The organism is Burkholderia sp. L27(2015) (assembly GCF_009765705.1).
GTDB lineage: Bacteria > Pseudomonadota > Gammaproteobacteria > Burkholderiales > Burkholderiaceae > LMUX01.
Genome location: NZ_LMUX01000016.1, coordinates 586,543 through 610,409 on the forward strand (window position 1 = coordinate 586,543; position 23,867 = coordinate 610,409).

Here is a 23,867-nt window from a genome sequence, read left to right on the forward strand (position 1 = left end):
ATCAGGCTGAAGTTGTTGCACAGGCCTGACCGTTTCCTGCTTATTTCTTGTTTCCCACTACACCGACGTTGTCGGCGCCACCGAGCTCCTGACGTGCGTCGCTAAAGTATCTAGCCAATATGCCGTTAAAAATAATTGGGTCGTTCTCCGGCACTTTCCCCGCAATGCCGAGCCGCCATGCTAAGCCGCCAGTCAAAGAGCGTCAGCAAAACTAACGGAGTCACTTCTAATGCCGCAAACCAAATTCACCATCAAGGCGCGACTCGCGTTGGCCATGGTGATTCTGTCCATGTTGTTGATAGCGATTGGCGCCATCGGCTTACTGGGCATTTCGACCGTCGTCGATACCAACCGCGAGCTGTATCAGGAGCGCATGCCTAAGATGGCGGCCGCGGACAACATGATGCTTTGGACGGGTCGCCAGCGCACCTCGCTGGATCAAGCCTCCCTTACCACCGATCCCGCCTGGGCCGAGCAGATGTATCGCACCGCCGCCGATGTCGGAAAGCAGGCTTTGGACTCGTGGGCTAAATATCAGGCCCTGCCGCAAACCGAGCACGGCAAGCAACTGGCGCAGGCAGTCACCGATGGCCTTACGCAGACAGAACAGGCCATGGACAATTTCCATACCGCGATCAAGGGCGGCGATCGCCAGGCGATTTCGGATACCGCCCACAAAGTGGGCTCGGCCTTTACGGCCATGCAAAAAAGCGGAACGGAACTTAACGAATACGAATCCGCACAGGCGCGCATGAGTTATGAAGACTCCGAGCGCCGTTACGCAAATTTCAGAATGCTCTCGGCCTTGGCGATTGTGCTGGGGTTGGTGGTCGCCGCATACAGTTGGTTTTCGCTGCGTCGCGCGATCGCCGGTCCGATCAATCGCGCACTCGAGCACTTCGACAATATTGCCGCGGGAGACCTCACCCACACGGTAGAGGTTCGCTCCTCAGACGAGATGGGTCAGCTATTAACCGGCTTGGGGAAGATGCAGGACAATCTCATGAAGACCGTGAGCACCGTGCGTCATGGTAGCGAAGCGATCGCTTCTGCGACCAAGCAGATAGCGGCCGGCAATCTGGATTTGTCTGCTCGCACCGAGCAACAAGCCGCCGCGCTGGAAGAAACTGCGGCGAGCATGGAAGAGCTGACCAGCACGGTTAAGCATAACGCCGACAACGCGCGTCAAGCGACCACGCTGGCCGGCAACGCATCGGACATAGCAGGTCAAGGTAACGAGGTGGTCAGTCGCGTTGTCCTTACCATGGACGAGATCAAGGAAAGCTCGGCCAAGATTACCGAGATCGTGGGCATTATCGACAGCATCGCATTCCAGACCAATATTCTCGCGCTTAACGCTGCCGTGGAAGCGGCTCGCGCCGGCGAGCAGGGGCGGGGTTTCGCGGTGGTGGCCAGCGAGGTACGCACATTGGCGCAACGCTCGTCCAGCGCTGCCAAGGAGATCAAGACCTTGATCATGCACTCCGTGGATCGCGTGCAGTCGGGTTCGGTGCTGGTGCACCAAGCTGGCGAGACCATGAGCGAAATCATCGGTGCGGTGAAACGCGTGACGGACATCATGGGAGAAATTTCCGCGGCTTCGAGCGAGCAAAGTTCTGGCATCGACCAGGTATCGCGTGCCGTCACGCAGATGGATGAGGCGACTCAGCAAAATGCCGCGCTCGTGGAGCAGGCCAGCGCTGCGGCACAGTCGTTGGAACTTCAGGCCTTGTCGTTGAAAGACGCGGTCGCGGTTTTCAAAATCACCGGCGAACGCAGCGATACGGTCAGACCCGCCGCTGTGCAGGCCAGAGTCACGACGATTAAAACGGCTTCCGCGCACGCCGCTCCTGTGCGTGCAACCGCATCGCGTCGTCCAACCCAACATCAGAGAATCGGCAGCGAAGTCAAAGCGGGCGCCCAAGACGTCGCTCCAGCCGCGCGCGTGGCCAACAACGCCGACGAGTGGGAGACGTTCTAAGGCGAGTTGTGCGCATCCCGCAGCGGCGCGCCACGCGTCGCACTCGCTTGGTTCGCCAAGAACACGCCGGTCCTGCATACTACGCGCGGGGCCGGATCACGATAGCGGTTTGATCGCCGTGCCTCGAATTCGTCAAGCTTTGAAAGGTTGGCTCGAATTTACCGTGTCGAATTAACAAAGCTCCGAATTCATAAAAAAAAATTTGTCGAAATTTCTCGCGCACATTTCAGGAGACATAGATGAGCCAAGACTCTTCAGATACCCACCACCGGCGCAGCTTTCTGCGCAAGGTCATTACCGTTGCAGGCGCGGCTCCCCTGTCGCCCCACCTGATAGTGGGTGCGGGCGTTGCAGGCGCTGCTGCCGTTGCCGCCGATTCGGCAATGGCCGCGGGAGCACCGGCAGCCACACCGATCCTGGTCGGTTACGAAAGCTTCAGTGCAGACGAAGCGGCCTTTGTCGAGAACATGGTCAACGTGATGTGTCCAGCCGATCAATACACGCCCAACGGCGTCGACTGCGGCCTGGCGATTTTCATTGATCGTCAGCTCGCCGGTGCATACGGGCAAGGCGCGGGCCGCTATTTGAACGGCCCCTGGGAGCCGGGCAAACCACAAATGGGCTTGCAATTACCTTTCACTCCTGAGCAGTTTTTTCGCGCTGGCGTGGCCGCGGCCAATCGTCAATGCCAAGCTCAATTCGGCAAGACGTTCGATCAACTGCAGCCGGCCGATGCCGACAGCTTTCTGAAAGATATCAGCCACGGCAAGACGAAGGATGATGAAGTTGCGCTGGCATCCTGGTTCAACGAATTGATGTATCCGTTGTTCGAACAGGCCTGCTTTGCCGATCCGTTGTACGGCGGCAATAACGACAAAGTGTTCTGGAAGATGGTCGGTTATCCGGGCTTGCCGGCCACGCATAGGCTGGACATGATCGACTTCCGCGGTAAGCCCTATCCCGGCGCTAAAGATCCCAAATCCATTGTCGACTTCAGCTAAAGAGTGACGCACATGATAAAAAAATTACCAAAGCGCACAGTCGTGATTATTGGTGGCGGTCTGACGGCGGGTTTGATTTCGCGGCAATTGACGTCGCAAGGCGTGGACGTCGTGGTGCTGGAGCGCGGTGGCGAGCATGCCCAGGGCGCGGAAGCCAAACTACCGACGCAGCGCGATGAAATGCGTTGGGATGTGCGCCAGGGCTTGGTGCAGCGCTGGAACGTGCAGACCTATACCTTGCGTCACAATCGCCAGGATGCCTCGTCGCCGATACGCTGGATGGAAGCATTCCTGCCCGGCGAAGGCGTGGGCGGTGCGGCCAATCACTGGAATGGTCATACGTGGCGCTGGTCCGAGTACGAACCGACGCTGCGCACGCACTACATCAATCGCTACGGCAAGAACGCGATCCCCAAGGATGTCCCGTTGCAGGATTGGGGTATCACCTATCGTGAAATGGAGCCGTACCACGAGCTGTTCGAAAAGCTGTTCGGCATTTCCGGCAAGGCCGGCAACATCAACGGCAAAATACAGCCTGGCGGCAATCCGTTCGAAGCGCCGCGTCGTGGCGAATATGCGCAAAAGCCGTTGATCACGACGCAAGCCGGCTTGCAGTTCACTGCCGCGACACAGAAGATGGGCTATCACCCGTTTCCCTATCCGGTCGCCAATTCTTCTGGCGCTTATACGAATCCCGACGGACAAAAGCTGGGGGAATGCCAGTATTGCGGCCACTGCGAACGTTTCATCTGCGAGGCGCAGGCCAAGGGTACGCCGGATGTCTTGTTGTACCCGATGCTCAAGCAACGCAAAGGCTTTGAACTACGTACGCAATCCCACGTGCTGGGTATCAACTACGACCGGGATGCGCGGCGCGTGACGGGCGTGCGATACCTGGACTTGAGGTCTGGTCAAGAGTACGAACAACCTGCGGACGTCGTGGTGCTGGCGGCTTTTACGATGTCGAACACCAAGCTGCTGCTGCAGGATGGCATCGGCCTGCCATACGATCCGGTAACGGGGCTGGGCGTGGTCGGCAAGAACTTCTGCTACCAGACCAACTCCGGCGTGAACCTGTTCATGAAAGATAGCTGGATGAATCCGTTTCTCGCCACGGGCGGCACAGCAATGGCTATCGACGATTTCAATAACGATAACTTCGATCACACCGGCCTGGACTTCCTCGGCGGCGGCGGGATCAGTGCGGGCATGTTCAGCGGTCGTCCTATCAAGAACCGTCGCTTGCCGCCGGGCACGCCGCAGTGGGGCACCGCGTGGAAAAAGGCGAGTGCCGATTGGTACGCGCACTCGATGGGCTTGAGCATTCAGGGCAGTTGTTATCCGAATACGGAAAACTACTTGGATCTCGACCCGGTCTATAAAGACGCATACGGGCAGCCGCTGATACGCATGACATTCGATTGGCGTTCGAACGAAGAGAAAATGTCGGCGTTTGTGACCAAGAAGATGGAAGACATCGCCAAAACGATGGGCGCCGACATTGTCGGACCTGCGGCGCCGCGCAAGAGCCCGTTCGATACGCGCATCTATCAAACCACGCACATCACCGGTGGCACGATCATGGGCGCCGATTCGCAGACCAGTGTGGTGTCGCCGCGCCTGCAACATTGGGATGCGCAAAATCTGTTTGTGGTCGGTGCTTCGGTATTCGTGCACAACGCAGGTTACAACCCGACAGGCCCGTTAGCCGCGATGGCCTTGCGTCTCGGCGACGATCTGGCGGACTACGTCAAGCGTCCGCGCGAGTTGGCTTGACGCGTTGGCTTGAACTCGACGAGTTGGCGTGACGGGTTGAGTTGACGGGGCGAGTTGATGTTAGCGACCGTTGAGCCACTTCGCGTTATTGTTCGTCATGATGGTTCGCATCGTTCTTTTTTAAACGTGGCTCCGGGCCGGTGGTCCGGCGTCATTCATCAGAGGGATTCTTGAGATGTCTATGAAAAAAGTCGCAGTCGCCGCAGTTCTGGCCGTGTCGGCAGTTGGCGCTTCCAGCGCGATGGCGCAAAGCATCAGCGCCGGCAAGCAAGTGTATGGGCAATGTATCGCTTGCCACGCCACCAGCGCCGCTAACGGCGTGGGCCCGGGCTTGCTGGGCATTGTCGGTCGTGCATCCGCGTCGGAACCCGGCTTTCACTATAGCTCGGCCATGAAGCATGCGAATCTGACATGGGACGCTAAGACGCTGGATGCGTATTTGCAAAATCCGCAAGCAGTGGTTTCCGGCAACCTGATGCCGTTTTCAGGTTTGGCCGATGCCAAGCAACGTGCCGATCTGATTGCTTACTTGGCAACGCTCAAGTAAGTCGTTGCAACGGTTTGCGGCGTATTGGAGGCCGCGTGCCCGATGACGGGGTGGGTGCGTGGGCTTAGGATCGAGGTTGGATTCGCGAAATCAGGCCTGGCTTCTGCACCGAGAAGCCAGCGTCAAGGCATCCTCAAGGCGGTCGTTACCCCAGAACATCTCGCCGCCGACAAAAAACATCGGAGCGCCGAAGACCCCGCGTTGCAGTGCCTCCTGTGTTTGCGCGTGCAGATGACGTTTATTGTCGTCGGATTGCGCCTGGTCCATCACTTCCTTAGCCGGCAAGCCGAGCGAGGTTAGGACCTCTTCGATCACGTCAGGCCTATCGACATCCTGATCTTGTGCAAAGTTCAGCTGCATGATCCGTTTGCAAAATGCCGCGATCCAAATCTGTTCCGCTCCGATCAAGGCGACTCGGGTGGGTAGCAGCGCGCGACGTGGGAAGCTCGTCGGCTGCGTCCATGGCAAACGGTACTTTTCGCACTGACGAGCCATGTCTGTCCACACGTAGTTGCCTTTCTCCTTTTGCAGCAGGAAGGGTGAGGTCGACCAGCCAAACGACTTGAAAATCGGACCCAGCAGGAAGGGTTTCCATGCGATGGCCACAGCGTGTTGTTTGGCTAATGCTTCAATGCGCATCATGGCCAAATAACTATAGTTGCTGCCGAAATCGAACCAGAATTCGAGCGAAGCGGGCGTGTCGGCATCAGAGGTTGTCATGGTGTGCTCCGGGGCATCGAGTCGAAGCGCCTTGTTTCGACTGAAACATAACGCATGCACGGGGAACGGTAACACGACCGAAAACGATTTATCCCCAATTGTCAGTATTTTGCGGGATCGACGACGTGAGTTCCTGGCGGTGGGAGGCGCGCTGCATAAATGCAACGGCGGGTGCCTATTTGATATCGCCTCGCGAGAATTGTGTAAGCGTGGGCAACGAAGTTGACGTATCGTTGCCTCATTGGCAACAGCACGGTTAGACGAGGTTATCGATGCGCGAAATCAATCAGCAACGGCTGCGTTATTTTCATGAAGTCTTCGTTCACGGCTCGATACGCGGTGCCGCGGACAGCATCAATACGTCGCCTTCGGTGATCACCCGACAAATCAAACTGCTGGAGGATGAACTCGGTGCGACGCTGTTCGAACGCGAAGCACGCGGCGTCAAGCCCACCGAAGCGGCTGCTCACCTCTTGGAGTTTTGGCGGGGATATCGCTCACACCAGGAGCAACTCGAAGACCATCTTGCTGCACTGCGCGGATTGCAGGAAGGCCATATCCAATTGGCAATCAGCGAGGGCTATGTCGACGCGCTGGTCGACGAAGTGCTGGCTCGCTTCTGCGCGCAGTATCCGAAGCTGACGATCGGGATGGATGCGCTTCCCGTTGACGACGTGCTGACGGAAGTGGCCGAAGGCCGTGCGCACATCGGGCTCGCCTATAATCCGCCGCCCCATCCGCGTATCGAGTATCGCGCCACTTCCTCACAGCCCGTGGTACTCCTGGTGAGCGCGTCGCATCCCCTGGCCAAGATCGGAAGGGCGGTGTCCATTGCCGAGATGGTGGCGTATCCACTAGCGTTGATGCCGTCGACGTTTGGAATCGGCCAGGCCGTACAAATGGTCGCGCTTGCGGAGAACATCGAGATCCGCCCTGCGTTGACGTCGAACTCGCTGATCGCGCTGAAGCGGCTCGTCGAGTCCGGAAAGTTCGTTACGCTGATCGGCGAATTCGCGGCCTATCGTGAGCTAGCCTCCGGCAATCTGGCTGTCGTGCCGATCGACCACGCGTTGTTCAAAGGGACGAAGGCCCGCCTTCTCGTGAAATCCGGCAGGCCTTTGGTGGTTGCGGCGCAAGAACTCCTGACGTGGATACTCACGGACATGGAAATGTTCAGGCAGGACAAGGCGTCTCGCCTTGCGTCCTGACACGAACCCACGCGCGCCCATTACATCGGTGCCGGTGGCTACCGTTATCCAAACGTGAATGCGTAAGCCGTCGCGCCGGGATCGAGAAATTCGATGGTGAAGGTCCGGTCTCGTACCGGCCCGGTTTGTCGCACCAATTGATACAGACGTACCCCGTCGATCGTGCCGCTGCCGTCGGCCGCTACATCCGTGCCGTGCGATGACCCAGGCGCGGCCCCGTCGATGCTCACACGGAACCGAATCGGTTTGCCATCGGGAGCGGGCCCCAGCACCAGATGCAGATCACGCGCATGGAATCGGTAGACGATCTTCCCGGAAGCGCCGGCAAGTTGCGCCTGTTCAGCGCCGATCTTCCATGGCCCGTCGAGGCTCCAGTTATTGAGCGAGCTGCTGGCGGGAGCGGTATAGGTTCGGGTTTCATCGGGCAAAACCTTCTCGGGAGACGCGAAACCTTCCGATTTTGCATATCCGACATAGGTTTCATCGGAAAGCATGTCGGCTTGGTCTGGCGCCACCTGCGTACCGGTCGCCTTGGCATTGATCGTGGTCGAGGGAACATTGGGATGGCCGGCTTCCCTCAGTAGCTGCTGGATGACCTGTTCCGATTTGGCGTACTCGCCCTCGCCAAACTGATGATAGCGGATGCGACCCTGTGCATCGACCACGTAGAAAGCCGGCCAATACTGGTTGCCGAACGCGCGCCAGATTGCGTAGTCGTTGTCGATGGCGACAGGGTAGTCCACATTCAAGTCGTGCGTAGCCCGCTTCACATTGGCGACGTTGCGCTCAAAGGCAAACTCCGGCGCGTGCACGCCAACCACGACCAACCCTTGGTCCTGGTATTTCTTGGCCCACGCTTTTACATACGGCAGGGTCCGAAGACAATTGATGCACGAGTACGTCCAAAAATTAACGATGACCACCTTGCCGTGCAGGCTGTCGGCGCTCAAGGGCGGAGAATTCAGCCATTCGACCGCTCCCGCCAGCGACGGTATTTTTCCCTCTACCGGCAGTGGTGCTTGCGTCGATGTGCTTATCGGGTCGCTCGCTTTCGCAACAAGTTCGTCAGCGGGCGCGTTGGCCCGTGAGTTGGCAGCCGGGTTGGCAATATTACCTGCCGATGTCGCGCGAGGCGACAGCCGGTCAACCAGTTTCTCTTCGAGACCGGCCGTGGAGATCGTCGACACCTGAGCCAGCGCAGTGGTATCGAACCCCGTCGCAATCGCGGCAACACCGAATAGGATCGCCGCGCCAATGCCGCGGCGGATGCGCTCGCCCGCTCCAAGTGAGCGCTTCATTGCGGCGAACACGCGCCCACCGATCAGCAAGGCAACCGCGAGGGAGGTCGCAGCACCCGCCGCGTAACTGAGCAGCAGCAGCGCGGTGCCCGCGCTCGCCCCGTGCAATGCCGCGCCTGTCAGAACCAGGCCCAGGATCGGACCTGCGCACGGCGCCCAGAGCAAACCGGTTGCAACGCCCAGGATGAGCGAAGACACGATGCGTGGCTGCGCGCCATCGTGCTGGGCGAAGTCCACAAGACGGCTGCCCGCGCCCACAAGGGGACGCATGAGACGCTCGGCAAACGCCGGAAAAAGCAGCGCGAAACCGAACACGCCGAACAGCACCAGCGCAACCCAGCGGCCGTATTGATTAGCCTGCGTGACCCAGGCGCCGCCTACCGTCGCGACGCTGGCGACCGCCGCAAAAGTGAGCGCCATGCCGATCAAAAGCGGCAGGCTGCTACGCACGAACGGTAGCCCTGCTCGCGAAAACACCAGTGGCAGCACGGGCAAGATGCAGGGGCTCAGGATGGTCAGGACACCACCCAGATAGGCGAGGATGATAAATAACATACGATGTTTTCCTTTCAAATCCGGCGATTTCAACGCCAGCCGAGTACTTTGAACACGCTATGCGCAGCACGCTCAACTGCGACCGTCTGGCGTCTACTAGGCGGGATGCAAACCACAAGGACAATCCGCCGTTGATGCATTAGAGCGCGCGGACGTATCTGGCTTGTGTCGGAAAAACACGGTGAACGCAATGTAGTGTATCAACGCGGCCTGCAGATACATTGCGACACAAATTGGCCGTTAGCGAGCCACCGAATTGGGAAACCGCAAGCTGAAGCAAATCAGGCCATGGGCAGTACAGGACACTTCCGCATTGCCGTTGTGCAGCGCCATGATCGCTTTTACGATGGCGAGCCCGAGCCCATTGGATTCGGTAAATACGCTGCGTGCCGCATCACCGCGATAGAAGCGATCGAACAATCGGTTCAATTGCGTGGGGGCGACCGGCGCACCGGTATTTTCAACGACGACCGTGGTGTGCTGCCCGTCTTGATGACCGCTCAACCGTATCGTTGTACCGGCATCGGCGTAGCGCACGGCATTGACTACCAGATTACTGATCGCGCGGCGCCACAGCATGGCGTTGGCGTGCACGCTGCCCGTCGCATCGATGTCGAACTGCAACTCGCGCTCCTGAGCCAAGCCTTCGAAGTATTCGGCAATCGTCGTCAATTCGCCAGCCAGATCGAGCGCCGCCGTTTCGATAGCAAAACCTTCATGATCGGCTTGAGCCAGGAACAGGATATTTTCGATGATGCGCCCGACGCGCTCCAGTTCTTCGAGGTTTGATTCAAGCACGGCTTGGTATTCGCCCACGCTGCGATCTTGCGCCAGCGTAACCTGGGTCTGCCCGACCAGCACGCCGACGGGGGTGCGGATCTCATGGGCGAGGTCGGCCGAAAACTGCGACAGCCGCTCATAGCCATCGGCCAATCGATCGAGCATCGCGTTGAAGGCGTGGGTCAGCCGGCGCAACTCGATCGGCACGTCGCCTTCGGGCAGGCGGGTGGAGAGGTTCTTCGGCGTAATTTCACTGGCCCGGTCGGCCATCGTATGCAAGGGCCGTAGGCCGCGAGTAAGCACGAGATACGCGAGCAACGCCGTCATGAGCACGGCGATCGCGCCGGTGAGAAAGATGCGCCGATAGTAATCGTCAAGCAAAGCCACTTCCTGCGTCATCACATGCCCGGCGATGATGTCGACGACATCGCCTCGATCGCCGGCTTGCGCCTGGACCATGGCCCAACGCACCTTGACGCCGTTCGGGCCGGGGCCGTAGTAGAGCGCGTCGCGCGTGACCTGTTTGCCGATCGGAACCGCTTGCAAGTCTGGTACCGTCAGATTGTCCGGATTGATGCGGATGAAGGGCGCTTGGCCTGGACGGCGAAACATGAATACATCGCGCTCGTTGCCCAGCATCGATTCGAACACAGCCGGCCGGGCCTCCAACTGCTCGGTGTTATACATCTCGTGCAGCAGCGTGCGGAAATGCTCGACGCGTCCGATCAAGGCGTAGTCGGTGCTGGTCTCCAACGCGCTGCGCGCCGACATATAGAGAAACATCCCCAGGCCAAACACGATCGCCGCGGCGATGAACGAAAACAGCAGCGTGATGCGCGCGGTGAGCGAGCGTGATTGCCAACGGATTCGCGAGCGGATCAAGGTTGCTCTCCGAATTGATAGCCGATGCTGCGCACCGTGTGGATCAGCTTTTTTTCGAACGGTAAATCGACCTTGGCGCGCAAACGCTTGATCGCGACGTCGACTACGTTGGTGTCGCTGTCGAAATTCATATCCCATACCTGCGATGCGATTTGGGTACGCGACAGCGCTTCGCCCTGGCGTTTCACCAGCAGGTGCAGCAACTGGAATTCCTTGTTGGTGAGGTTGATGGTGATGCCGAGTCGTGTCACTTTTCGACGCAGGACGTCGAGGTGCAGATCGGCGATTTGGAAAAACTCCTCCTCGCGCACGACGCCGCGGCGCAGCAGTGTACGTATCCTGAGCAGCAGTTCGGTAAACGAAAATGGTTTCACCAGGTAGTCGTCCGCGCCGAGTTCCAGGCCGCGGATACGATCGTTCAAATGATCGCGCGCAGTGAGAAAAATCACCGGCAAGTCGCGCTTGGCGCGCAAGGCCGTCATGATCTGCCAACCATCGAGGCCCGGCAACATCACGTCCAGTACCACCAGGTCGTAGGGCTGCTCGAGCGCCATATGCAGGCCGTCGGTACCGGTGCGCGCGAGATCCACGGCGTAACCCGATTCGCGTAGGCCCTTCTTCAGGTAATCGCCGGTTTTCAGATCGTCTTCGATCACGAGGATGCTCATTGCGGGTCTCTGCCGAAAAGGTTGAGCTTCATTCTAGCCAGAATCGCATGAGGGCAGCGGATTCTGACAAAGTTGTCATGAACGGGTCATGCCGAGATCACAGCCGGGAGATCAATATTCGTACGTCGTCGCAGGTGTTAGCGATGAACCGTAAATCACTTGATAACTCGCGGTTGACCTTCGGCCGCTCCACAGGGAACCACCATGAAAACCCATATCCTTCGCCTCGCGGCAGCAGTCGGCGCCACACTCTTGATGGGCGCAGCGCTTCCGGCGACTGCGGCATCGTCACCCGTAAAAAACATCGTTCTGGTCCACGGCGCTTTTGTCGGCGGGTCAGGCTGGCGGCCTGTGTATGACATTTTGACCAAGGATGGATACAAGGTAACGCTGGTGCAGGAGCCGCTCACCTCGTTCGCCGAAGACGTGACCGCGACCAAACGTATTCTCGATCGCCAGGATGGCCCGGCGATTTTGGTCGGACATAGCTACGGCGGCGCGATTATCACGGAAGCCGGCAACGACAGCCATGTGGCCGGACTGGTCTATATCGCAGCTCACGCGCTGGATGCAGGCGAAACGGAAGTTGGTAACGGCAAGAAGTTTCCGAATGCGACGCCGGCACAAGACCTCGTAAAGACGCCGGACGGCTTCCTTTTCCTCGACCCGGCGCGCTATCCGGCTGATTTTGCCGCCGACCTGCCGCTCAAACAGGCGCAATTCGAAGCGCAAGCACAGATGCCGACTTCGGCCCAGGTGTTCAGCGCTCAGATCACCGATCCGGCATGGAAGGTGAAGCCGAGCTGGTACATGGTCGCCAAAATGGATCACATCATCAGCCCGGACCTTGAACGCATGTACGCGGCACGTGCCCATAGTCATACGGTCGAAATCGCAGGAGCGAGCCATTCGGTGTATGAGACGCATCCCAAAGAGGTTGCTGCGCTGATCGAGCAAGCGGCACAACACGCGCAGGACTGAGCGCAGCCTTACAGGCCGGCGTTTTCGACGACGCGGCCTTCTGCGCGCCAGCGGAGCATGCCGCCGGCGAGGTTCGCAACGGCATCGAACCCTGACTGGCGGAGTATGACCGTGGCTTGTGCAGAACGTCCGCCGGCCCGACAGACGGTTACGATCGGGCGTTCCGGTGCGAGTTCGCGGGCGCGCTTCGCCAGCTCACCGAGTGAAATGAGCCTGGCCTCGGGAATGCGGCCCAGCGGTCCATCGAACTCGTCAGGCTCGCGCACGTCGACAATCTGGACCGAACGGAGATTGTCCTCGAGCCACTGAGGATTGGTTTCCCAGATGCCCGCAAAGGTGTACGTCAGCGGCGCCCAATCGGGTTGGGCCATCTGCGCGACGTCGCTGGGCGGCACGCCGCATTTGAGGTTCGCCGGCACTGCCACGTCGATCTGCTTCGGGTGCGGCAGGAGCAGGTTCGCCATATATCCGGCGAAATCGTCTTCGCACAGTTGGCCGCCCAGGCGCGGATTGAAGTCCCGCTCCTCGCCGACACTCGTCACCGTCAAACCACGGTAATCGTGGGCCGGGTAAAGCAGGCATGTCAGAGGCAAAGAGAAAATCTGCTGGTGGACCGAACGGAACATCGCGCGCGGGTCACCATGCTGGAAATCCGTGCGGCCCGTGCCCCTGATCAACAGGCAATCGCCGGTGAACGCCATGGTCTCGTCGTCGAGCACAAGGCTGATGCATCCATTGGTATGACCCGGTGTCGCGCGCACTACCAGGTAGCGCGTGCCGAACTCGCACCGGTCGCCGTCGTTCAGATAGCGGTGGGCGCCTTCGGCGCCGCTCGCGGCTGATATCGCAATCTGGCTACCCATGCGGTGCGCCAGCATCCACGCGCCGGTCACGTGATCGGCATGGACGTGGGTGTCGATGGTATAGAGCAGGCGTAATCCGAGCTCTTCTATCAGTGCCGTATCCCGGCGTACCTGTTCAAATACCGGATCGACCAGCACAGCCGCGCCCGTTGCGCTATCCGCAAGAAGATACGTATAGGTGGACGATTGCTGGTCAATGAGCTGCCGGAAGATCAACACGGTTTTCCTCCGGCGCTGGCCGTTGCACTCAACAAGCGCATCACCTCGGTTGTGCCACATAACGCAGGTAGGGTTTCACGGTTTTGAAACCCTGCGGATATTTCTGCATCGCGTCATCGTTGGAAACGGAGGTCGGAATGATAACGTCTTCGCCCATTTTCCAGTTCACGGGCGTGGCCACCGTGAATTTCGCGTTGAGCTGCAGCGCATCGAGCAGACGCAACACCTCGTCAAAATTGCGGCCGGCGCTCATCGGATACATCAGCATGGCTTTGACCTTCTTGTCCGGCCCGATGAGAAACACCGAGCGCACCGTCGCGTTGTCCGCTGCAGTGCGCGTACCACCGTTTGCGTTCGGGTGAATCATGTCATACAGCTTGGCGACAGCCAGGTTCGCGTCGCCGATCAGCGGATAGTTGATCGCGTGCCCTTGCGTCTCTTCGATATCCTTCATCCACTTCTGGTGGTCGCTGACGGGGTCGACGCTAAGGCCGATAATTTTGGTGTTGCGCTTGTCGAATTCCGGCATGAGCCCGGCGAGGTACCCGAGTTCGGTCGTGCAAACGGGTGTGAAATCCTTCGGATGTGAAAACAGGATCGCCCAGTGGTCGCCAATCCATTCGTGAAAACGGACCGTGCCTTCGGTGGTCTCGGCAGTGAAATCCGGCGCTTCTTCTCCGATTCGAATCGACATCATCATCCTCCATGGGGCGGGTGCGCCAGGGTAGTGGCGCCGCTGTCACAGCGAAGGCCCCGGTTGCCTAGGTTGTATCAGGCGATGGGTTAGGCTAACGATCAAGCTCCGGCTCGTTGGACCGTGTTGCGCGGGAAGCCCATCTGGGCGCTCAGCGGATTCGCAGGCGCTTCCCCAAGCCATGATGCGAGACAAACAGCGGCATGCGCTGCCAGTCGCTTTTATAGTGTAGGACAAAACGGGTGGTCGCTGCCGCTCTCAAGCAGGATAAATTTGCCATTCTGGTGACAGGTCGGCCGGCTCTGTGGACACATTCCGGCAATCTCGATCGCGTAAAATACCCGCAACATTGCTCCGCCTGGAGCGGCATGCCGCTTGTGCCCCGTTTGCGCCTAACTCCCAAGGTGAATACGATGCTGGTCAATTGCTCTGCGTATCAAGACGGTCGGAAGTTGGCCGATATAGAAATCGACGACATCAGCGCGTATGTGTCGCGGCCCGAGTGCTTTGTCTGGGTCGCGTTGAAGGACCCGGACCCGGGTGAGCTCGCGCATCTGCAGCAGCAGTTCAACTTGCACCCACTCGCAATCGAAGATGCGCAGTGCGGCCATCAGCGACCGAAGATCGAGGAGTACGGCGAATCGCTCTTCGCCGTGCTGCATACGATCGAAATGGATAGCGCGGGCGAACTGCAGATCGGCGAAGTGGACGCCTTCGTTGGCCGAAACTACGTGTTATCCGTGCGCAGCCGCACAACAGAGGGCTTCCAGGCCGTGCGGGCGCGTTGCGAAGGTGAGCCGCATCTGTTGAAACAAGGTTCGGCATTCGTACTGTATGCGCTGATGGACAATGTCGTGGATCGGTATCTTCCTATTCTGGAAGCGCTGCGTGAGGAACTGGAAGCGGTCGAGGACCGCATCTTCGCCAAGACTAACCTGGCCGGTGCGCGCGCGATCATCGAAGACCTGTATTCGCTGAAACGCCGCCTCGTGATCATGCATCACCATGTCGCGCCGCTGCTCGAGCCGTTGAGCAAGCTGGCCGGCAGCGGACGCGTACCGTCCGTTTGCGAGGGTATGCAGGCGTATTTTCGCGATGTGTACGACCATCTAGTGCGCATGGTGAAAACGATTGAAGGGCAGCGCGAGATGGTCGTGACGGCGATTCAAGTCAATCTCGGCATGATCTCGCTGGCAGAAAGCGAAGTGACCAAGCGCCTCGGTTCATTCGCCGCGTTGTTCGCCGTGCCGACCATGATCGCGGGTATCTACGGCATGAATTTCCAAAGCATCCCCGAGTTGCACTGGCAATATGGGTATCCGGCGTGCTTGGGTGTGATGTTTACCGTGGATTTGTTCTTGTGGTGGCGGTTCAAGTTGGCGGGGTGGCTCTGATTGTGTCGGGCGAGCGGACATGCTCGGGCCGCACGCCCATGCCTATCATCCTCGCGGTCAAACCGCGCAGCCACGCCACGTGGTTGAGTAGCAATACGGGCCACGGTGCTTGCAACGGTCGATCGCTTTGGGCGATCGTGGGCATCAGCACGCGCTTGTGAACGGCCATCTGTGCCGCCTGCACCATGCGGGCCGGAAACAAGCGGCGTTGCCTGACCGAGTCGAGTTCGTCCAGGGTCGGCACACGCGTTTGCAGTATGGCGCACAGCAGGTTGGCGGTGGCGACCGCGTCCTGGATCGCGAGGTTGATGCCTACGCCACCCACCGGCGACATGGCATGCGCCGCATCGCCGATGCATAGCAAGCCGGCCCTGGACCAGCGATTCAAGCGATTGACCTCGACGCTCAACAGCTTGACGTGATCGAGGCTTTCGATCTCGCTTACCCGGTCGGCGAGAAAAGGCGCACCGGCGGCGACTTCGCGCTGAAAAGCCGCCACGCCTTTGGACTGCAAGGTCGCCATGCCGCCCTTGGGAATCACGAACGCGCATTGCCAATAGTCGCCGCGATCGAGCGTGACGATCATTTTGCCGCGGTCGAGATGACCGAGTACCTGCCCGGGATCGTTCGCATGCTTGGACAGCCGGAACCAGAGCACGTCGATCGGCGCACCGAGATTCTCGACTTCCAGACCGGCGCGTTCGCGCATGCGCGAGCCACGCCCGTCGCAGCCTATGGTCAGATCGGCATGAACCCGCAGCGGGCCATTCGGCGTCTGGACGAGCACGCCCGCGATGGTGTCCTGTTCCTCTATCAAGTCGGTGACTTCGGCTTGCATGATGATTTTCAAGTGAGGGTAGCGACGCCCCTTCTCGAGCAGGAAATTCAGGAAGTCCCATTGCGGCATGAACGCGAGAAACTTCGCGACGGTGGGCAAGCGAGAAAAATCGCCAACCTTGATCGTCTGGCGGCCGATCTCGAGCGCGATCTCCGTGATTTTGGTGTGAGGGCAGGTCAAGAACTCATCGAGCAGCCCGAGCTCGTGCATGATTTCCAGTGTTGACGGATGCACGGTGTCGCCGCGGAAATCGCGCAGAAAATCGACGTGTTTCTCGAGCACGATCGTCTCGATTCCTGCGCGCCCCATCAGGTAGCCCAACATCATCCCGGCGGGGCCGCCGCCGACGATACAACAGCGGGTGCGGATGGTTTGAATGTCCATTACCTATCTCCTTATATTTTTATTGAAGAGAATCGCGCATTGGTTGCCGTGCTGCGGGTTCATTCTAGGCGGTTTCCGGTGCACGGACGTAAGCTTTTCCTTAATGGCATTTCGCTGGTTTTCCCATGCGCGGGACCGGGCGGCGCCTGACTGGCAATCCGTCCAGGTAACGGTACGTAAATATTGCGCCTCCTCTCGTAACGAAAACACGAGCGTATCGAACTAAGCTACCCGCTGCGCATCCAGACCATGACAGCGCTATGCGAGTCGTTCATCTTTCCAGTACCCCTGTTGCAGGAAGCCCCGGCACCATCGTTGCGGCGCTTAACCGCCTGACCGATGTCCGGGCGCGTCATGTCGTCTTCAATGCCGCGGCCTACGGCGCCCGCACCTTTATCGCCGATATCGATTGGTCGACGCAACAGCAGCAAGCGCTTGACGCCATCACTGATGCCGACATCATTCACATCCACCAATTCTTCTCGTTGGACGACACATTCGGGTCCGGCTTCGCGCAGCGTTTCGGCGACAAGAAAGTGATCCGCCAATATCATTCAGCGCCGCATCTTTGGGCCAAACGCAATCCCCAGCTGATGGAGCAGATCGTTCGCGAGGACATCCCGCAACTCGTCATCGCGCAGGGTCCCGAGCGCTACTATCCGTTCGCCAGGATCGTGCCGAATTTGATTCCGTTGCACGATCCGCGCTACCTGCCCAAACCCGAAGCGGATGGCCTGCCGATCGTCGCGTTTTCGCCTAGCGGCAAGGCTTCAGCTTGGCGCACCCGATGGGAAACCAAAGGCGCTCCGCAAACGTTGAGATTGCTGCGTAAGCTGGAGCGACAAGGTTTGTGTCGGGTCCAGTTGATCATGGACATGCCGCACGACGCGTGCCTGCTTGCCAAGCAACAAGCTGCCGTCGTGATCGATGAGTGCGTGACGGGCAACTATCATTTGAGTGGCCTGGAAGCGCTGTCGCAAGGCAAGCCCACGTTCGGCTATCTGGACGCGCGGGCGCAATTGCAGCTCAGGAAACTCACCGGCGCAGCAGAGTTGCCCTGGATAGACGTGCGCCTTGAAGAAGCGGAACGCCCGCTACGGGACCTACTGGCCGACGCAGCGCTACGTAGCGAAATCGGTGCCGCCTCGCGTTTATGGATGGAGCGCTACTACTCGGATAGCGCCATGATCGAGCACTATCGCCAGGCTTATCTCGATCTCTTCAACGCCCCGGAACGCTTTGGCGTATCGCGCTTTTCCGGACGACGCGATGCCTGGTTTGCCCAGGCACTTCCTGACCACGTTTGGGCGCAGCGTAAGGAGGCGAGCAGCCTGTGGCGGCGCATCGCGGGCGGCTTTCGGCGCGCGTGATATGCTAAAACGGTATGCCCGTTGATCACGATAGATCGTGGGCCGCCGCTGGAGATGTGTCATGTCGCGTCGCCTTCCACCGCTATCATCGCTGCGCTTCTTCGAAGCGGCGGGGCGGTATCAGAGTTTCAAGCTCGCCGCCGCGGAGTTGAACGTGACGCCCAGCGCGGTAAGTCACGGGATCGTCAGTCTGGAGCAGGCACTCGGCGTCGAGCTTTTCATCCGCGAGCCCCGAAGGCTCACATTGACGCCCGAGGGCGCCGATTATCTCCTTTACGTTTCCAAAGCGTTTTCCTTGATCGCAACGGGAACGCAACGTCTACCGAATCGCGAGGCGCATCGCACCATTGCCGTAAGCTGTGCGCCCACGCTCGCGTCCAGGTGGCTGCTGCCCCGGCTGCCTGGCTTCTGCAATCAATGGCCGAACATCAATGTCACCGTCGACACGTCCCGCCATCAGGTTGGCTTTCCTGTCGATGGGTTCGATTTCGCGATTCGGATGAGCCGGGCACCCGTCGCGGGAGCGGCATGGACGCGACTGTTCGGTGAACAGTTGGCCCCGGTGTGCAGCCCCGTCTATCGTGATTCCCTGGTCGATGAAGCGGGCAACGTCGATCTTCGCCGTGCGACGCTGATCCACGTCAATCCCGCTAGTGAAGATTGGCAAGCGTGGTTGGATATCACGGGCACGGAGGGCGTCGACGCATCAGGCGGCTTGCGCTTCGACACGATCCAACTGGCGTTCGAGGCAGCGATTGCAGGCTTGGGCGTGGCTCTCGGTAGACGGCCGTTGGTAGACCGGGAGCTCGCTGCGCAGACTTTGGTCGAATTGGGTCCGGCAGCGGTGAGCGCCGAAACAGCCTACTGGTTGGTGAGTTCGGAAGGCGCGGACCACCGGCCCGACCTCTTAGGCTTCAAACGGTGGCTGCTCACAGAGGCTGAGATGTTCGAGCGCAACGCTGTGACTACCGACGCCGACGCGCAGACCCTGATCGACTAGCATCGCCACTCATCGAAAGCAGCTCATCGAAAGCAGTTCACCAAGCGGCTCATCAAAATGACAGGTGAGGGTTCTTCACTTGTCATCAAAATACTTTCCTTTGTCGGCTCTCGCGCTCGCTGCCAGTATGCGATCAAGGAGAGTCGAAATGATGCTTACATTCAACAGCTGGACCCTGGCGCCTTTGAAGAATCGCGCGACGCTCATCGTAGTTTCGGGCGCACTCATCCTCAGTGCCGCGATGGGAACACGGCAGACCTTTGGTCTATTTATCGGCCCGTTTTCCTTCGATCGCGGCATGCCGGTCACTCTCGTCGCCTTTGCGATCGCGCTTCACAATCTCGTGTGGGGCGTCGCGCAACCGTTCGCGGGAGCTGCCGCGGATCGCTACGGCTCGACGCCGGTGGTCGCGTTCGGCGCGACCGCGTTTGCTGCCGGCCTGGCGCTCGCAGCCGTGGCACCGTCGGGCGCCATGCTCGTGGTCGGCATGGGTTTGCTGGTCGGCATCGGGATCAGTTGCACCACCTTCGGCGTTGTCTTGCCGGCGGTCGGTCGCGTGGTCTCTGCGCAAAGGCGCAGCATGGTGATGGGCTTGGTGAGCGCAGGCGGCTCGCTGGGCCAAGTTCTTATCATTCCCTTGGCCCAGACGATCAGGGCAACGTCGGGCGTATCCGCGTCGCTTCTTGTACTCGCGTTCCTGATGTTGTTGGTGGCGCCGTTCGGGATCGTTCTTGGTCGCAGAGAATCAGGCCGAGACATGGGCCGAGACATGGGCCGAGACATGGGCCGAGACCCAGGCCAAGACCCAGGCCAAGACATGGACGTAGACCCGGGCGGTACTCGATCGTCGGCGCAGCCGCCTGCATCTTCCTTGCGTGAGGTGTTAGCGCAGGCATCCCGGCACCGTGGATACCGTCTTCTCACATTGGGTTTCTTCGCCTGCGGATTTCAGCTGGCCTTCATCGGAACGCATCTGCCGGGGTATTTGTTCCTCTGTCATATGCCCATAGGGTTGGGGGCGACCGCGCTGGCACTGATCGGTTTATTCAACATGGGGGGCAGCTGGGCGTGCGGCTGGTTGGGTGGACGCTTTCGCCAGCAATATGTTCTGGGATGGCTCTATCTGATCAGAAGCGTCACCATCGCGGTTTTTATTCTTTTGCCGAAGACGCCCGCATCGGTCGTCGTCTTCGCGGCCGTGATGGGTTTGACTTGGCTGGGGACCGTGCCGCTGACGAGCGGATTGGTCGCGAAGATTTTCGGCATGGGCCATTTGGGAACGTTGTTCGGCGTGTGTTTTCTGAGCCATCAAATCGGCTCATTTCTCGGTGCATGGCTAGGCGGCTTCGTCTTCGACGTGACCGGCTCCTATTCTTTGATATGGGCAGCCACGGTCGCGGCTGGGCTGTTGGCCGCGATGCTGCACTTTCCCATTGACGATACGGCGGTGGGCACCCCGATCCTGCATGAGGTGGAAAATGAGGTGAAGAGTGAGGTGGAAAACGAGTTGGCACCTGGGTGAGCCGGGCCGAACCGCCTCGCGATCAGCGTTCCACGGTGGGCGAACTAAGATCCGGATCGCACGCCGAAGAGGGTCTGCCACAACTCCTGGAACACACTCGCGGGGTGTTGGCCCGATTCCGCTTTCGATGACGCGCTTTGTGCGTTTTCTCGTTGCTCGGGTGACACGGAGGATTCTGTAACATTTCCCGGGTCGGCCGAGGTTCGCGCGGCGGCGGCCGCGGCAGCAACGTCGGCCTGCCGCGACGCGTGCAACGCGCATACGCTGTCGGCAACACGGTTCGCGAGTTGAACATCGCACGGCCGCCCGAGCAACACGCCAAACACGACATCGCGGTTATAACCCTCGGACGCGAACCGCATTGCCAGCGTAACGATCTCGGCATACTCGGCGTCAGCCGCAGCCTGAGCCGCAGCCTCGCGTTCGGCACGCAATTCTTCTTCCTGCTGTCGTTGATGCTCCCAATCGCGCATCTGTTTCGCGAAGACGTCGTCGTAGATTTTGCGCTGCGCGGGGTCGGAGAGAATCGCGTAGGCCTCTTTGATTTCCTGAAATGCCGCTCGCGCCACATCCTCGGGACCGACATTGCGGTCCGGATGCCACCGCATAGCGGCTTTCCTATACGCCCGCTTGATTTCATCCTCGGTCGCGTCGTCGCGTACCCCGAGCGTGTCATATAAGGTTGTCATTTTCCGCCACATCGGATTCGTGTCGGAGCATCCTAGCACGGGAAAACCCTTAGCGATGCAGCCCCGCATTTCACACCGGACGGCACCCTCGACCACACCCGTGATTTGAAGTTTTCATTGTAGATTGTCGACTAAGTTGTTGATTCAAGGTGATTATTTAAACCCTAGGTAATACTTTTTTTCTTGCATAAGACATAAAACGAATATTAGTATGCTCACTCTAGAGGGATGGAATTTAGTTAAGCAATACTAAGCATCTACTGAGCGCGCTGGTAACTGTCGATTCGCGTATCGTCGGTGCAACAACGGCGGTTTTTTGCCGGCTAAGTGGATGCTTGTCATACAGGAGACACAAATGTTGAGTCCCCATGAACTGGCCACCTTGATATTAGTCAAAAACGCGCCCGATCAAATTGAATTAGACCGCATGGAGCTTGGCATCCTGCTGATGTTGCAACTAGTTGTCTTGAAAGAATTCGGATCGAAACAATATCCTCATATCACGCGCTACGGCGAATCCATTCTTAAAGCCGCCGAGCAATTCCGAAAAAACTATCTCACGCGCGAGGAGTAGCAGTGAGGTTATTAATTGTTGAAATTGCGCGGTCCCGAGCGGAAAAAGTGGGTTCTAGCGTACAGGCCGGCTTACGCAGCCGTCACCTCGACACGGAAATCGACGAGTACTTCCTCTTGATATCGAGCGTAGCGAAATGACAAAACAAGTGGCCTTGGTCACGGGCGGGATGGGCGGACTCGGTGAAGCGATAAGCATCAAACTGTATGATGCCGGCTACACCGTGGCGGTCACCTTCTCCCCGTGCAACACTGGCGCGCCCGGCTGGCTGGCCGCCATGGAGGCCGAAGGCCGGCGGTTCCATGCATACCAGGTGGACGTTGCCGACTACGACTCGTGCCAACAATGCGCGGCGCAGGTCCAGGCCGAGGTCGGCCCCGTCGACATCCTGATCAATAACGCCGGCATCACACGCGATGCGAGCTTCAAGAAGCTCGATAAAGTCAATTGGGATGCGGTGTTACGTACCAATCTCGACTCGGTATTCAATATGACCAAGCCCGTGTGCGACGGTATGGTCGAGCGAGGGTGGGGCCGCATTATCAATGTGTCGTCCATCATCGGTTGCAAGGGCGGTTTCGGCCAGAGCAACTATGCGGCGGCCAAAGCGGGGATGCACGGTTTCACGAAATCGCTCGCGCTCGAGGTGGCGAAGAAAGGGGTGACGGTCAACTCGATCTCGCCCGGGTTTATTGCAACCAAGATGGTGACGGCGGTGCCGCAGGAAATCCTGGACGCCAAAATCATTTCCCAGATTCCGGTCGGACGCCTCGGGCAACCCGAGGAGGTGGCCGCACTGGTGCTCTACTTGTGCTCGCGCGACGCCGCTTTTGTGACGGGAGCGAACATCGCGATCAACGGCGGGCAGCATCTGCAGTGATTAAAGAATTTTGCAAAATTGCCGATCTATCGGAAGATGGCGGCAATTCGCTGCCTAATCGATCACGGCAATTCGCTGCCTATGCACACACCTATGAAAAATACGCTCCGTCTCGCTGGTTGCGCGGTTACTGCTGCAATAACGCTGTCCGCGTGTGGTTTGGTGCCGACTAAAGCCGATAACAAGATGGTTGGCATCGTGACAACAAGCAACATCGCGAACGACGACGCGTCCCGGGGCGGTGCACTGGCTCGCCGGACCCTATTCGCGTTGGCGGGCGGCGATAAAGCGACGTCGTCGCTGGATCTGTACGAAGCCATACGCCGGTGCGATCCGGGTAAAACCGTTTGTCATACTGGCGTGGCGAAGCTGACGTCGAGCGTGTTTATTGCGTCGATATCCGATAGCTCGGCGCTCGTGGACGTCTCAGCGACATTCGACGTCGGGCCGCGCGAGGGTAGTTCCGCGCCCGGTTCACGCCAGGCGGATTCCGCTGCCCAAGTGGCACTCAGGGCGCACAAGGATTTTCGTGAAGCGATGGCGCTGGAGTACGGAAAGCCGAAAACGATCGCGTTCGACTACGGCGCGACCTTGACGGTTTGTCTAAGCCATTTGGACCGATTTCAGATGCCGTTGGACCGGACATGCAACTCGCCGGCAGCGGCGACTCACTAAACCACGGCAACCCCGGCAGGTGTTCGAACAGAGGGTTGGCCGCGCGCTCGATCTCACTCCGTGATGTCGCTTGTATATATCACCTCGTGACATATACTTGAGATAAACGCCGCAGATAAGTTTGGAAAAAGCGGCTGGAAAGCGAGGGGGGCGTCATGGTTATCGATAACGACTTCGAGATCACCTATCTGCTGCTTGTTTTTGCACTGCTGGGCGTGATTCTGCTGGGTAACGTGCTGTCGGTGCTTCACTTGCACACGCGACACCCCACTCTGATCGGCGCTGCGCTCGGCGCATTGCTCGGTTTTGCGCTGATCGAAGCGATGCCGCTTGTTACGTAGGCGCCGGCCGCCGCCGCGGGAGCCTCG

22 protein-coding genes are annotated in these 23,867 nt (G+C 59.0%); 14 read left to right on the plus strand and 8 right to left on the minus strand.

Features of this window, described 5'->3' with window-relative positions; translation table 11 throughout:
* Positions 1-229 precede the first annotated feature (229 nt).
* The 4 genes from GSQ77_RS10545 (at position 230) to GSQ77_RS10560 (ending at position 5,305) form a co-directional block, all read left to right on the plus strand.
* Entirely contained in the window at positions 230-1,981 is a 1,752-nt protein-coding gene (locus tag GSQ77_RS10545; RefSeq protein WP_158901771.1) for a methyl-accepting chemotaxis protein, read from the plus strand.
* A gap of 239 nt (positions 1,982-2,220) precedes the next feature.
* Complete coding sequence (locus GSQ77_RS10550) at positions 2,221-2,982, plus strand: gluconate 2-dehydrogenase subunit 3 family protein (protein WP_158901773.1); 762 nt, start codon at positions 2,221-2,223, stop codon at positions 2,980-2,982.
* 12 nt (positions 2,983-2,994) lie between these two features.
* Positions 2,995-4,758 carry a GMC family oxidoreductase gene (locus tag GSQ77_RS10555; RefSeq protein WP_158901775.1) on the plus strand — a complete coding sequence of 588 codons (1,764 nt, stop codon included), beginning with the start codon at positions 2,995-2,997 and terminating at the stop codon, positions 4,756-4,758.
* A gap of 181 nt (positions 4,759-4,939) precedes the next feature.
* The gene (locus GSQ77_RS10560; RefSeq protein ID WP_254067546.1) at positions 4,940-5,305 is read left to right on the plus strand and encodes a cytochrome c family protein; all 366 of its coding nucleotides are present in this window, start codon (positions 4,940-4,942) and stop codon (positions 5,303-5,305) included.
* A gap of 90 nt (positions 5,306-5,395) precedes the next feature.
* Here GSQ77_RS10560 and GSQ77_RS10565 read toward each other — a convergent pair whose 3' ends face one another.
* On the minus strand, positions 5,396-6,025 hold the full coding sequence (locus GSQ77_RS10565) for a 2-hydroxychromene-2-carboxylate isomerase (protein ID WP_158902919.1): 630 nt from the start codon (positions 6,023-6,025) through the stop codon (positions 5,396-5,398).
* 272 nt (positions 6,026-6,297) lie between these two features.
* Between GSQ77_RS10565 and GSQ77_RS10570 the strand changes: the two genes are divergently transcribed.
* Positions 6,298-7,233 (plus strand): LysR family transcriptional regulator, encoded by a 936-nt coding sequence (locus GSQ77_RS10570; RefSeq protein WP_158901778.1) that lies wholly within the window; start codon positions 6,298-6,300, stop codon positions 7,231-7,233.
* A 44-nt stretch (positions 7,234-7,277) separates the two neighbouring features.
* On the opposite strand, the gene GSQ77_RS10575 is transcribed toward GSQ77_RS10570, so the two are convergent.
* The 3 genes from GSQ77_RS10575 to GSQ77_RS10585 all read right to left on the minus strand — a co-directional run bounded on the left by GSQ77_RS10575 (position 7,278) and on the right by GSQ77_RS10585 (position 11,416).
* The gene (locus GSQ77_RS10575; RefSeq protein WP_158901780.1) at positions 7,278-9,086 is read right to left on the minus strand and encodes a cytochrome c biogenesis protein DipZ; all 1,809 of its coding nucleotides are present in this window, start codon (positions 9,084-9,086) and stop codon (positions 7,278-7,280) included.
* 240 nt (positions 9,087-9,326) lie between these two features.
* Positions 9,327-10,748: a heavy metal sensor histidine kinase gene (locus GSQ77_RS10580; protein ID WP_254067547.1), complete on the minus strand. Its 1,422-nt coding sequence runs from the start codon at positions 10,746-10,748 to the stop codon at positions 9,327-9,329.
* Positions 10,745-11,416: a heavy metal response regulator transcription factor gene (locus tag GSQ77_RS10585; RefSeq protein WP_158901782.1), complete on the minus strand. Its 672-nt coding sequence runs from the start codon at positions 11,414-11,416 to the stop codon at positions 10,745-10,747. The genes GSQ77_RS10580 and GSQ77_RS10585 overlap by 4 nt, the downstream gene beginning before the upstream one ends.
* 255 nt (positions 11,417-11,671) lie before the next feature.
* Here GSQ77_RS10585 and GSQ77_RS10590 point away from each other — a divergent pair, with 255 nt between their 5' ends.
* Positions 11,672-12,397 carry an alpha/beta hydrolase gene (locus GSQ77_RS10590; protein WP_254067596.1) on the plus strand — a complete coding sequence of 242 codons (726 nt, stop codon included), beginning with the start codon at positions 11,672-11,674 and terminating at the stop codon, positions 12,395-12,397.
* 8 nt (positions 12,398-12,405) lie between these two features.
* Here GSQ77_RS10590 and GSQ77_RS10595 read toward each other — a convergent pair whose 3' ends face one another.
* Both GSQ77_RS10595 and GSQ77_RS10600 read right to left on the minus strand, forming a co-directional pair.
* Entirely contained in the window at positions 12,406-13,476 is a 1,071-nt protein-coding gene (locus GSQ77_RS10595; protein WP_158902923.1) for a rhodanese-like domain-containing protein, read from the minus strand.
* Positions 13,477-13,519: 43 nt separating this feature from the next.
* Complete coding sequence (locus GSQ77_RS10600; protein ID WP_158901786.1) at positions 13,520-14,173, minus strand: peroxiredoxin; 654 nt, start codon at positions 14,171-14,173, stop codon at positions 13,520-13,522.
* Positions 14,174-14,586: 413 nt separating this feature from the next.
* Here GSQ77_RS10600 and corA point away from each other — a divergent pair, with 413 nt between their 5' ends.
* A complete protein-coding gene (gene corA / locus GSQ77_RS10605) occupies positions 14,587-15,567 on the plus strand; it encodes a magnesium/cobalt transporter CorA (protein WP_158902925.1) in 981 nt (326 codons plus the stop codon).
* Here corA and GSQ77_RS10610 read toward each other — a convergent pair.
* Positions 15,545-16,789, minus strand: a complete 1,245-nt coding sequence (locus GSQ77_RS10610; RefSeq protein WP_158901788.1) for an FAD-dependent oxidoreductase — start codon at positions 16,787-16,789, stop codon at positions 15,545-15,547. The two genes, corA and GSQ77_RS10610, sit on opposite strands and share 23 nt — an antisense overlap.
* Positions 16,790-17,049: 260 nt before the next feature.
* On the opposite strand from GSQ77_RS10610, the gene GSQ77_RS10615 reads away from it, so the two are divergent.
* From GSQ77_RS10615 to GSQ77_RS10625, 3 genes are all read left to right on the plus strand, one after another.
* Complete coding sequence (locus tag GSQ77_RS10615) at positions 17,050-18,159, plus strand: glycosyltransferase (protein WP_158901790.1); 1,110 nt, start codon at positions 17,050-17,052, stop codon at positions 18,157-18,159.
* Positions 18,160-18,220: 61 nt separating this feature from the next.
* Complete coding sequence (locus tag GSQ77_RS10620) at positions 18,221-19,159, plus strand: LysR substrate-binding domain-containing protein (protein ID WP_158901792.1); 939 nt, start codon at positions 18,221-18,223, stop codon at positions 19,157-19,159.
* Between the two features lie 151 nt (positions 19,160-19,310).
* On the plus strand, positions 19,311-20,681 hold the full coding sequence (locus tag GSQ77_RS10625) for an MFS transporter (protein WP_158902927.1): 1,371 nt from the start codon (positions 19,311-19,313) through the stop codon (positions 20,679-20,681).
* Between the two features lie 44 nt (positions 20,682-20,725).
* Here GSQ77_RS10625 and GSQ77_RS10630 read toward each other — a convergent pair whose 3' ends face one another.
* Positions 20,726-21,370, minus strand: coding sequence for a J domain-containing protein (locus GSQ77_RS10630; protein WP_158901794.1), 645 nt, complete (start codon positions 21,368-21,370; stop codon positions 20,726-20,728).
* A gap of 355 nt (positions 21,371-21,725) precedes the next feature.
* Here GSQ77_RS10630 and GSQ77_RS10635 point away from each other — a divergent pair, with 355 nt between their 5' ends.
* The 4 genes from GSQ77_RS10635 to GSQ77_RS10650 all read left to right on the plus strand — a co-directional run bounded on the left by GSQ77_RS10635 (position 21,726) and on the right by GSQ77_RS10650 (position 23,840).
* Positions 21,726-21,944 carry a hypothetical protein gene (locus tag GSQ77_RS10635; protein ID WP_158901796.1) on the plus strand — a complete coding sequence of 73 codons (219 nt, stop codon included), beginning with the start codon at positions 21,726-21,728 and terminating at the stop codon, positions 21,942-21,944.
* A 136-nt stretch (positions 21,945-22,080) separates the two neighbouring features.
* Complete coding sequence (gene phbB, locus GSQ77_RS10640; RefSeq protein ID WP_158901798.1) at positions 22,081-22,824, plus strand: acetoacetyl-CoA reductase; 744 nt, start codon at positions 22,081-22,083, stop codon at positions 22,822-22,824.
* 93 nt (positions 22,825-22,917) lie between these two features.
* The gene (locus GSQ77_RS10645; protein WP_158901800.1) at positions 22,918-23,499 is read left to right on the plus strand and encodes a hypothetical protein; all 582 of its coding nucleotides are present in this window, start codon (positions 22,918-22,920) and stop codon (positions 23,497-23,499) included.
* 155 nt (positions 23,500-23,654) lie between these two features.
* Positions 23,655-23,840, plus strand: coding sequence for a hypothetical protein (locus GSQ77_RS10650; RefSeq protein ID WP_158901802.1), 186 nt, complete (start codon positions 23,655-23,657; stop codon positions 23,838-23,840).
* Positions 23,841-23,867 lie beyond the last annotated feature (27 nt).